The organism is Pseudobutyrivibrio sp. YE44 (assembly GCF_900104335.1).
GTDB lineage: Bacteria > Bacillota > Clostridia > Lachnospirales > Lachnospiraceae > Pseudobutyrivibrio.
This window is the reverse complement of record NZ_FMXT01000007.1, coordinates 95,334-105,399: the sequence shown is the minus strand read 5'-3', so window position 1 is coordinate 105,399 and position 10,066 is coordinate 95,334. Positions and strand designations below refer to the sequence as shown.

Annotated in this window: 12 protein-coding genes; all 12 read left to right on the top strand. The window is 37.6% G+C overall.

Translation table 11 applies throughout. The features are described 5' to 3' along the window. Nucleotides 1–403 (top strand): hypothetical protein (locus BLR54_RS14980; RefSeq protein WP_176761926.1); only part of this gene is annotated, 403 nt, incomplete at its 5' end. A gap of 80 nt (nt 404–483) precedes the next feature. Then, nucleotides 484–633: a hypothetical protein gene (locus BLR54_RS14975; protein WP_176761925.1), complete on the top strand. Its 150-nt coding sequence runs from the start codon at nt 484–486 to the stop codon at nt 631–633. Further along, the gene (locus tag BLR54_RS10895; protein WP_090420904.1) at nt 608–862 is read left to right on the top strand and encodes a hypothetical protein; all 255 of its coding nucleotides are present in this window, start codon (nt 608–610) and stop codon (nt 860–862) included. Before BLR54_RS14975 ends, BLR54_RS10895 begins: the two co-directional genes overlap by 26 nt. 393 nt (nt 863–1,255) lie before the next feature. Further along, nucleotides 1,256–1,861 (top strand): hypothetical protein, encoded by a 606-nt coding sequence (locus BLR54_RS10890; RefSeq protein ID WP_143008433.1) that lies wholly within the window; start codon nt 1,256–1,258, stop codon nt 1,859–1,861. 3 nt (nt 1,862–1,864) lie between these two features. After that, nucleotides 1,865–2,740 carry a hypothetical protein gene (locus BLR54_RS10885; protein WP_090420898.1) on the top strand — a complete coding sequence of 292 codons (876 nt, stop codon included), beginning with the start codon at nt 1,865–1,867 and terminating at the stop codon, nt 2,738–2,740. Between the two features lie 24 nt (nt 2,741–2,764). Further along, nucleotides 2,765–3,118, top strand: coding sequence for a hypothetical protein (locus BLR54_RS10880; protein ID WP_090420896.1), 354 nt, complete (start codon nt 2,765–2,767; stop codon nt 3,116–3,118). Nucleotides 3,119–3,120: 2 nt separating this feature from the next. Continuing rightward, on the top strand, nt 3,121–3,636 hold the full coding sequence (locus BLR54_RS10875; protein ID WP_090420893.1) for a hypothetical protein: 516 nt from the start codon (nt 3,121–3,123) through the stop codon (nt 3,634–3,636). Between the two features lie 165 nt (nt 3,637–3,801). After that, nucleotides 3,802–4,536, top strand: a complete 735-nt coding sequence (locus tag BLR54_RS10870; protein WP_090420890.1) for a hypothetical protein — start codon at nt 3,802–3,804, stop codon at nt 4,534–4,536. A gap of 60 nt (nt 4,537–4,596) precedes the next feature. Further along, nucleotides 4,597–4,845, top strand: a complete 249-nt coding sequence (locus BLR54_RS10865; RefSeq protein ID WP_090420887.1) for a hypothetical protein — start codon at nt 4,597–4,599, stop codon at nt 4,843–4,845. Nucleotides 4,846–4,959: 114 nt separating this feature from the next. Then, nucleotides 4,960–6,906: a hypothetical protein gene (locus tag BLR54_RS10860; RefSeq protein WP_090420884.1), complete on the top strand. Its 1,947-nt coding sequence runs from the start codon at nt 4,960–4,962 to the stop codon at nt 6,904–6,906. Nucleotides 6,907–6,924: 18 nt separating this feature from the next. After that, nucleotides 6,925–8,682, top strand: coding sequence for a DUF4153 domain-containing protein (locus BLR54_RS10855; RefSeq protein WP_090420881.1), 1,758 nt, complete (start codon nt 6,925–6,927; stop codon nt 8,680–8,682). Beyond that, the gene (locus BLR54_RS10850) at nt 8,679–9,953 is read left to right on the top strand and encodes a diguanylate cyclase (protein WP_090420878.1); all 1,275 of its coding nucleotides are present in this window, start codon (nt 8,679–8,681) and stop codon (nt 9,951–9,953) included. The genes BLR54_RS10855 and BLR54_RS10850 overlap by 4 nt, the downstream gene beginning before the upstream one ends. Nucleotides 9,954–10,066: the final 113 nt, after the last annotated feature.

Genomic DNA, 10,066 nt, shown 5'->3' with positions numbered 1-10,066 from the left:
GGGAGAAGGAAAACATGTTTTAGATAACTGGAATAAATATGGAATCTCTTACTTGGCAGCAGACGAGGAAAGTGTGGTAAAGGGCTATAAGGAGCTTTCTGATGATGCGGATTTAATGAATGATATTTTATGGGGTACCAGCTCTGGTTATGGTTATATTCATTTTCATAGATATAATAATGATGAGATTGAAAGTGCTATAAATGCGATGGTATATGGATGTGAGGATGATGAACATCCTACTAGTTATGATTCAATTATTGACATCCCCATGGATTTACGATTAGAGATATCGGTCCAGTATCAGCAGCAATTACAATCGCATGATATACCGAGGGATCCTAGTTTTGAACAATTATATCATTCTCGGGTAATTGAATTGGAAAAGAAAGATAGGGATTAATCTATGAAAAATCAGATTTATATGGTCGAATAAACCAATGTAATGCAGAGATAGCTGTTATTAGAGCAGATATCTCCAGCATGGAAGACGAGAATGTAGTTACCCAGGGACATGTAGCTACATTCACGGCATGCAAGGATACAAACGTAGCTTACGATATGACTGTAGGTGATACTTGGCGTAGACAGCTTTGTAATGCTGCAATTGAAATTCAGAACAACAACGTATGAGGGAAAGTATTATGATCTTAGTGGATTAAGTGAGGATGATTATCCTGTAGGGTCTGAAGTTGACGTTTTATATTTGAAATGTTTAGTGGGTTATGACGTTAGAGCAGCAAACTATCAGGATGGATGGTTGCTATGGTTGTTTTTTATTTTTCAGGCTCTTCCAATAGTTGCTATGGTTGGCTTGCGTATATATTCGACGTTCATAAACCCAAGCTTTCATGTAATTTAGCATTCTTTGGTTACTAAGCTAATAAACACCGCAAAGCTGAGAGTACAGCATTGCGGTGTTTGTATTTTATGAACTATATCAAGAAAGCTGGTTATTCATTAAATAAATCGCTATGTGTTCCTGTTCTAGAAGCAGTAAGAATTAATTCGTTTTCAGTTTTAGTATAGATTCTTGTTTTTCATCAGAGAAACAAGAACACTTATGCACTTCGAGTACGATTGTTAAATAAATGTTAAAATAATGTGTACAAAGTGTGGTTAATATGTGAACGATACGTTATAATGAATAATAGTCATTATTGTTATGCTGTGTAAAAATAATAATACATGATTATATTGTCATTGGAAAATATTGAGAGGAACAAATATGGGTACTAGTTATATTACGTCGTGGATGACGGTAAATGTTGATGTGGGTTGGAAATGCTCAAAATGCGGAGAGTATAATTGCTCACATGGGGTTTTAAAGGTTTCCTTTTCGTCAACTACAAGTAATTTGACAAGAAGGCGAGTCGAAAAAGCAAAAGCAGAACTAGAGGAAACAACTAACAGAAGGTGGAAAGACGCAGCTCTTGGGATTATTAGAGACCCAGTTTACAATGCTAAAAAATTGAGAGAGTCATTATTACTTTCAAATAATGGAAAATGTAAGAATTGTAAAAAAAGAGAAATATGGGCAAAAACAAGTAGATGGTACGTGGGATTGGCATATATTTGTATGCCATTAGCCTTTTTTACACTTGGTGGTTTAATAGGCTGTACAACATGGGAAGAAAGTATTCCATTAATAATAGCGCTTGGTATAGAAATAGCTTGTGCAGTTGCTGGGAATTATTACGATTATACTTTCCAAAAAAGATTATCTAGGATACCGAGGGAAAGCCTTCCTAAAATAGTATGTAATAATGCTGATTTAGTTGATTATGCGCGTGAACACGAAGCAATCAAACCTATGAATGAAGCGCTTTATTACATAATGAAAGCAGGAGATTTTAAGTAATATATGATTACTTCAAGTAGTGGAAAATATAAATACAACGTACACTTTATATATAGATGCAGTTATTGTAATGCTCTGATTATCACCCAAAATCGATTAGATATAGGGGTGAATTTTGACTGTGACTCAAACGAGAATGAAAAACGTAATGCGGCGGATATTTGTGTTAGAAAAGCTGTAGATAGTATTGTTGATAAAACCTATAGGCCGGAAGCTATAACAGACTTGTTTGAAAAAAATAATCTTGCGTTTGATTTTTTTAATGGGGATTATTCTTTATTTGGTTTGGATTGTTCCTGCCCTTCTTGTAACAATAAGAATGTATGGCAGAAGGGAGCTCTTAGAGAACTGATAGAAGTGCTCGAACCAGTGGAGCTTCCTAGACTGATTGATGGTGAGAATGCAACTAAATTTTATCAGGCAGAAAATTTATCCTTTTCAGACCCAGAAAAATACGTTACGGATTTGAAGTCTACAATTGACAGCAGGTATAAGAAATATAGGCTGTTGTTAGAAAAGTTTATAGTAGAGAAGGCAAATCTTTTATCTCAGGTGACAACATTAGAAACTTCACTAAAATCTGCAGCTTTCTTTTCAAAGCATAAAATCAAACGTCAGATAAAGGAACTCAACGATAGAATAAAACATAATGAATTGTTGGTTAGCCATGCTGAGCAAGAGTTGAAGATTTATAATCAGGTGAAAAGCACATTTCCATTTGGGAGTGCTAATGATTGTAATGTTGACTATAGAGTTATTGGTAAAATGACTAAGGATAAGTATGAGGATTCTTGTGGCGGAATTATAGCTGTGACTTATGGAACGATTCCGCATGATAATTGCGATTCAAAAGTTGTGAGGAAAGTATTGAGCGCATAAAAACTAAAAAAGGTGGACTTATAAATGTTTTTTAAATTTGCAAACAAAAAGAGCTGTACCTCTAATGAGAATCATAATGGTGTCAATGAAAAGAAAGTCTGTGTTATGGTGCTAGATGTCTTCAGTATTACGATAGATGAGGTGAAGCATACTGTTATAATCGGCATACCTTCAAATGGTTCGATATCTCTTAATGATATATTGCAACATCAAGGACGGGAAAAAACTGAGGAGTTAAAGGTTGTAAAGCTTGAGCAGCTTGAAAAGCTAGGTGTTGCCATATCAACAGTTGAGGAATATGAGCAAGTTGCCATTTGGGTTGACAAGTATATGGGCGGAAAAATAGCAAAGGGAGAAGAACTTGTAAAGGTTTCGTAAGCGTGGGACATAATTTTAAATACGACGAGGCATTGATATATGCCATAGAACATGACGAATTAAATCAGATCATGAATGGCTTAGGCAAATACGAGTATGAGGATAAGAACATCGGTGGACCAGTCCAGCATATAGCGCTGATGGCAAGTATTTATAAGTATGCTTTGGAGAATAATTCAATCAAAGGTCTTTTTATTGAAGAGTTAGAGAATCTAAGCAAAAGTGACATCGATGAGAAATTATTGTGTTTGCAATATCTTTTAGATCATTTATACCTTAAAAATAAAAATGAAAACACTTTTGATTTTGAAATTGATGAGATTTACGATGAGGTAACAGCTGCTTTAAATATAGCTAGAGATAATAAGATATTATCTGAAGAAAATGAAAGGTTCCTAGAGTTTTACTGTAAAAGGATAGAATATTTAAAACGAGGAACGGTTAGAAAAAGGAGATTATTCGATAAGCCTAAGAAAAGAGATACTCGTAATCGCATAGGGCCACAAAAAAATAAATAGTAGATACAGATAGGAGCAGTCAATGAGACTGCTCCTTAGATTTGTTAAATAAATGTTAAAAAACTGTGTATAAACCGTGGTCAATGTGTGAACAATACGCTATAATGACTAATGGTCATTATTTTTCTGTTGTGTATAAAACAGAAATGAAATAAAGGGGTTTTTATGTTCAAGGTTATAACCATATTGATGATTATAGTAACGCTAGCAGTGGCGTATGTGCCTGCACTTATCGCAGAGGAGCAAGGATATTCCTGTAAAGTATCTTGGTTGCTGGTTGCATCGAATGTAGCATTTGGAATAGCAATAACCTCACATCTATGGGGCGGACGGACTTACGGTGTTGGCCCATATGTGGTTGGAACTATAATATATAGCTTGCCGTTTGCAATATGGATACTGTTTAATAATTCAAACTTTTATGCTAGATCTTATAAATTTAAGTTGATAGTTTATGTCTGTTTTATTGTAAACCAGACGCTTAACATCTTATATGACACAAACACCATGATGTATTATGACTTGATGGAGAATGCGTCTTCGGGAACATATTTGGCAAGGGTGGTAGTACCACATTTGACAAGCGTTTTGGCATTCTGTTTAGTTATTTATTATGTGTACAAGGTGGGGATGAAAAAATCTGAAGCGGTGGCGAATAGCCGAGTGTTACTTTATACCCCTATTATATTTCTAATGATAGCCGCGTTCTATCCTCAAATATCAATTATCCTAAGTGTTCATAGAGTGTTTATTTCCCAGAGTTTAATATATAGTGTATTCATTGCTGTGGCCATTCTTCTTCAAATGCTCTCTATAAGAGCTGATAACAGCGTTGAGGTTGAGGCTATAGACAAAACCATCAGTGAAAGTAACAAGCAGATAATATCTACGAATGTCTAGTATAGATGGTAATGTATTGGTTTTTATTAAAAAAATAGATAAGGAATAGTAAAACGAAGTATGGAAGAAAAAATTGTAATGATGTTTCATCACAACGGAGCAGTTGTTGATATTGAGACTCCTGTAAATATCACAGCCAATGAGTTTATTTATGGAATGAATAGCGGCTTCAATCTGGGCATAGATATCGACAACCCAGATGAATGCTTCATGCGTGCCGAAAATCCTGTGGCTCTTATTCGTGGAGAGAAAACCCTCGAAGAGCTGGGGCTTAGAGATGGAAGCTCGGTGTATGTTGGTGAGAATTAATTTGCAGTTGTAATAGATAGTAATAGTCCTATGTCATTTGCAGATGTATTTGCAAAAGGCATAGGACTTTTGTCATAATAAGTGCAAAAGTAATTGGAATACTAGAGGAGATAGATGTTGAAGCGTTTTGTAAAAAAAGCAGTTTGCATGTCACTGGCAATTTCGTTGGTACTTGCCGGTGGTTGCAAATCAAATATACAGAGTAATGATGATAAGAGAGCAAAAAAAGAAACAGTAAAAAAAGAAGATTCATTGGCTCTCTCCGAGAAGGAGTTAAAGCAAATCGAAGAAGATTTCTCCCATATGGAGTATAACTATTTCCTGGGAATAGAGTTTAACAATCTGGATGACATTGATTGGGATGAGGTTTATGAAAACCGTCAAACCAAGGAGTATACTCCAGATAAGTACAGGGCTCTGTCAGGTAAAAAGTTAGGTGATACATATGCGGTGGTTGTTGAACCAGTCTTGGAAACTGAGGATGCCGATTTTAAAATCATGAATCCATCTAGAAAGGTGTCGTTTAAGTGGGACGGAAAAACCTACAACTTTCTCCATAACGAATTTCTATGGGAGGAGGGCTGCTCGAAAGCTTTTGATTTAAATCTTGAGCCATATGGTGTATGTAGGTTCGTGGCTTTTTATGGTAATGATAGTCGTGATGCGCATTTGTTTATCACGGCTGACGGAAAGAAGGTTGCAGAAGTTGACCAAGGTTTTTACACTGCTGATGGGTGGATGCAGATATCTGATATATGTGATGTGGAGGTAACAGACTATAACAAAGACTGTGTATCAGATATTTTGATGACCTGCAAAATGGGCGATAAAGAAAGAGCACTGATATTTGAAGGTGTTCTTCACGAAAGCCAAGATTATTATTTGATTGACGTGGCGCTTTCAGAGGCAGCAGAAGAATATGTGGGTAATGATTATTCTGTTGATGGAATAAAGGATTACCTATTATTACATAATATCAATGATGAAGATTACAAGTCTTATAAAGCAGCGTATGCGGATTTGATAGACAAGCTTGAAGCGAACAATACTAATCCTTCTAGTTATCTATATGATTTGCAAAAGATAGATGATGACAATGTTCCAGAACTTTTAGTTCAAATGGATGAAGAACAATTCGTATATACGTATAAGGAAAAGCAGCTTAATATTGTTGAAACTGAGCAGGATCTTGAAGGCGAAGCAAATTATACCTATGCTGAGGTGCTTGATAAGTTAGGTGCGACGAAGGATAAAGTTACAAAGCTTTTTGGAAAAACAGAACCCGAACACGGCAAAGATAGTGTACAATTTGCTGTTGACGAAGTGGAATACACCTTGGAATATAGCAACGCTGGACTTGGCCATGCAACTCTTTCACTGTCAGCTGATGACGATAAAGTTACAATCCCTGACGCAACGCCTATTAACAGAGCCTATTTAATTGAGAGAGCTAACGGGCAGAAATTCCTATTGGTAAATATGGTAAGATTCTGTTACGACAGCTATATGTACGTGTTCAATTTAAATGGAAATCGTCTGGTGGAACCAAAGGAGTTTGATAGCAAGTTTTCGCTATTTAATGGAGATATCACAAATACCAGAAGCTTCGATCTCTTTAGAACACAGACGGTTTTCGGAGCTGCTGTCACCTATGAAAATTTCTTCATAGGAATGGACGGCTTGCCTAAAACCAATGATGAAATAGAAATGTATGCATCTAATTCATCTATAGATGATGGCAACAAAATCATCAAGACAGGTGAAAAGGTAAAGTTAAAAATAGACTACACCTTACCTGTTGGAAAAAGTCTTGAAGACGATGACGAAGACGATTGGAAAGAGGAAACTCTTCCAGCGGGAACGCAGATGACGCTGTTATGTACAGATGAAACCTACGTCATAATGCAGCTCAAGGACGGAAGATATACAGGTATAGAAATCATTTCTGAAGATGATGAAGATTCTGAAGAAAATGATGAAGAGGTTATTTATTTGGAGGATATCTTCGATGATATCCCTATGCTTGTGGATGAAGAAGATATTTGGTATCTCTGGGATTAATAATTAGGAGAATAATTTATGAAGATAATTGAAAAGGTAAAGAATATATTTAAGGATGCCATTAGGGAACATCGCTGTTCTATGATAGTCTTTTTGCTTGCTATGGTATGCTTGGCAATTAATTATAATTGTCTGTTTCATTTTGGCGACTACGAGGTAGAACTTATTGGTGATACCCTTGATTTTGCAAGTAGGGCTCTAGCGGGAACTGCTTTAAGCGTTCTTCTATGTGAGGCCATTCATCTTTACAAAAGGGATGAGGAGGGCTACAAGTGGAATGCTGGCAAGAATTTATTAACTTATGGATTGATAGTGCTAGCTGGTTTTCTGGCTGTTCTACAGAATTGGTTGGTTATAAAGGAGTTGTGTCCATGGATAAATGATGATAACCACTATAGCTATGTTCACTTGTCAAACAGAGTGTTATTTTGTGTGCTGGTAACAATAGTTGGTCTGACAATCTTTTACTTCTTTAAGAGAAGCGGACAGTCCTTTGAAAGTTATTTGGCAAAAGCCTTCTGTGGGCTCATGAAGGCGGAGCTTGTGTATGGAATTGTCGCTATAGGTACGTTAGTGATACTGTGGGCCTTCGACACACTTATCATAGATACATCTGCTATCGATTTGATTGAGAGAATAGAAATATTGTTGATTGCTTTGGTACAGTTCCCATGTGCAGTGTCTGGTCTTTCAAAGACAGAAGCGCCACTTGGCAAGTTTGCAAAGGTTTTACTGTCCTACGTATTTACGATATTGACAGCCATAGCTTTCGTTATCATCTATATTTATATAATTAAAATCCTTGTAACCTGGACCTTCCCATCGAATCAGGTGTTTACTATTTTGGCAGCCCTGTTTTCTGGTGGAGTTATAGTTTGGACTATGGCCCAGGGATGTTGTGATGACAGTATGGTTAAGCCTTTGAAGGTGATGCCGCTGTTGTTTCTTCCATTCATTGTTTTACAAATCATGTGTCTTACAATGCGTGTTCAAGCGCATGGATTTACAGACAGCAGATACTTTGGATTGGCGTTGATTGTTGCCGAGATTGTATATTTTATAATCTACATTATTAATCTCATCCAAAAGAAGGAGATTATGTTCTTTGGGATATTCATAGTGGTTGTTGGAAGCTACTTGGTTTATCTGGTCCCTGGAATAAATGTTGCTAGCGTGGTTACAACCTCTCAGGCAAAAATAATCGAAAAGTATCTTGCTAAAGGAGAGTCGGCATCCCCAGAGGAAAAGGAGGCTGCATACAGTGCTTACTTTGAGATAGAAACAGAAGTGGGATTATCGCCTATGCGATATATAGCCTCTTTATCAGAAGAGCAAAAGCAGCAGCTGGAGGAATACTCAAAATCAAACGAACCTGCCAGCGCCTATAAAGATACTTTTTATATTTCTGCTAATGCAGATGTATCTAAATACGACGTAGAGGGGTATAATAATATGTATATCATATACCGGGATTATGAGTCGGAGGATGATATACTAGAATGTGAAATTGATAAGGTTCCTATATATGTAGATGAAAATATAGTTGGAACAGTAGATTTAAGCGAGGCCATTGATCAATTGCTTAAGCTTGAAAAGAATGGCGATGGATATGATTCAGAACAAACATCCAAGATAATCAATCAGACTTTTGGGGTAAAGGATGAACAGGGCAATGTGATTGGCCAGTTGGTTATTAGATGGATTAATATAGAAGGTGAATATAGTATTACAAACAAGGTAACTGAGTTAAGCATTGAGGGGTATTATTTAGAATGAAAAACAGTCTAAAGCATCAACTTCTTAAGAGAACTTTGATTCCACTTATTATTATGACCATCATTTTGGTGGCTGTCAGCATCAGCGGTCTGTACAAGGCTAATTCCGACCAGGTGAAGGAAGAGCTGATTCGCGATGCTGATTTGGCCATGTATGTCTTCGACACGGTCTACACTGGGGAATACTGGGCCGAGGATGCAGATGGTGATGGTGAGCTGGAGATGTATAAGGGCGAGCAGCGCATAAACGGTGAGGCCACTCTTATTGATGATTTGGCCAGCAAGCTAAACATCGAGATCACCATCTTCTACAAGGACGTGAGATTGCTCACCACCTTGAAGGATGCAGATGGAAATCGCGCCATTGGAACCAATGCTTCTGTGATTGTTAAGAATGATGTTTTAGAGACAGGGAATAGCAAGTTCTATTCCAATGTTATGGTTTATGATGCTAAAAGCTATGCATACTATGAGCCTATCCGAGATGATGAGGGCAACGTAAATGGTATGATAGCCGTTAGCCGTTCACAGGAATCTGTACGACAGAAGATGCTTTGGTATTCTCTTCCAGTGTTGGCCACCTGTATTATTACGGCCTTCATAATTGGCTATGTCATGGTTTACTTCAACCGCATGCTTGCCAATCGAATTTCCAAGATGGGCGTTTACATGAAGACTTTGGCTAATGGTGTTTTTGATGAGGAAATGCCTCGAGATATCACAGCTAAGGATGATGAGATTAAATCCCTTGCCAACGATGGTAAGCGAATGGCTCGAGCTATAAAGACCTTGGTTGAATATGACCCTCTTACAGCTTTGTACAATCGTCGTTTTGCAGATAGAAAGCTGGAGGATGTTAGGGTTAAGGCTGTGGAAATGGGAATCAAATACTGTATATGTATTGCGGATATTGATTTCTTCAAAAAGGTTAATGATACATACGGTCACGAGATGGGCGACCACGTGTTAAAGGAGGTTGCAAAGAAGCTTAAGGAAGGAATGGTAGGAAAGGGTAGCGCAGCCCGTTGGGGTGGCGAAGAATTTCTGCTTATCTTCGAGCAGCGAGAGCTTGATATAGCTCGTCGAGAGCTTTCCATGATTATGGATCAGGTTCGCACCATCTGGGTTCCTGATTCCGACCGTCAAATCACCATGAGCTTTGGGTTGACAGCCTTGGAACCTGGCGAGTCGGTTGACTCCGTTCTGCAGCGCGCCGACGCCAACCTGTACGAAGCCAAAGAAACCGGCCGTAACCAAATCATATGTAAGTAAAAATGCGTGAAAACTAAAAGGACCAACCTGTAGGCATCAAGCTCTTAGGTCTCTCAAGCGAAGCTTTCTTTAGCTGAGCGGAGAGATCTAAGGCTTGTAGCCGTAACGGGTTG

Coding starts and splice junctions, on each gene's coding strand:
- BLR54_RS10850 (WP_090420878.1), top strand. CDS start 8,679: ATGAAAAACAGTCTAAAGCATCAACTTCTTAAGAGAACTTTGATTCCA.
- BLR54_RS10890 (WP_143008433.1), top strand. CDS start 1,256: ATGACGGTAAATGTTGATGTGGGTTGGAAATGCTCAAAATGCGGAGAG.
- BLR54_RS10855 (WP_090420881.1), top strand. CDS start 6,925: ATGAAGATAATTGAAAAGGTAAAGAATATATTTAAGGATGCCATTAGG.
- BLR54_RS10880 (WP_090420896.1), top strand. CDS start 2,765: ATGTTTTTTAAATTTGCAAACAAAAAGAGCTGTACCTCTAATGAGAAT.
- BLR54_RS14975 (WP_176761925.1), top strand. CDS start 484: ATGGAAGACGAGAATGTAGTTACCCAGGGACATGTAGCTACATTCACG.
- BLR54_RS10870 (WP_090420890.1), top strand. CDS start 3,802: ATGTTCAAGGTTATAACCATATTGATGATTATAGTAACGCTAGCAGTG.
- BLR54_RS10860 (WP_090420884.1), top strand. CDS start 4,960: ATGTTGAAGCGTTTTGTAAAAAAAGCAGTTTGCATGTCACTGGCAATT.
- BLR54_RS10865 (WP_090420887.1), top strand. CDS start 4,597: ATGGAAGAAAAAATTGTAATGATGTTTCATCACAACGGAGCAGTTGTT.
- BLR54_RS10885 (WP_090420898.1), top strand. CDS start 1,865: ATGATTACTTCAAGTAGTGGAAAATATAAATACAACGTACACTTTATA.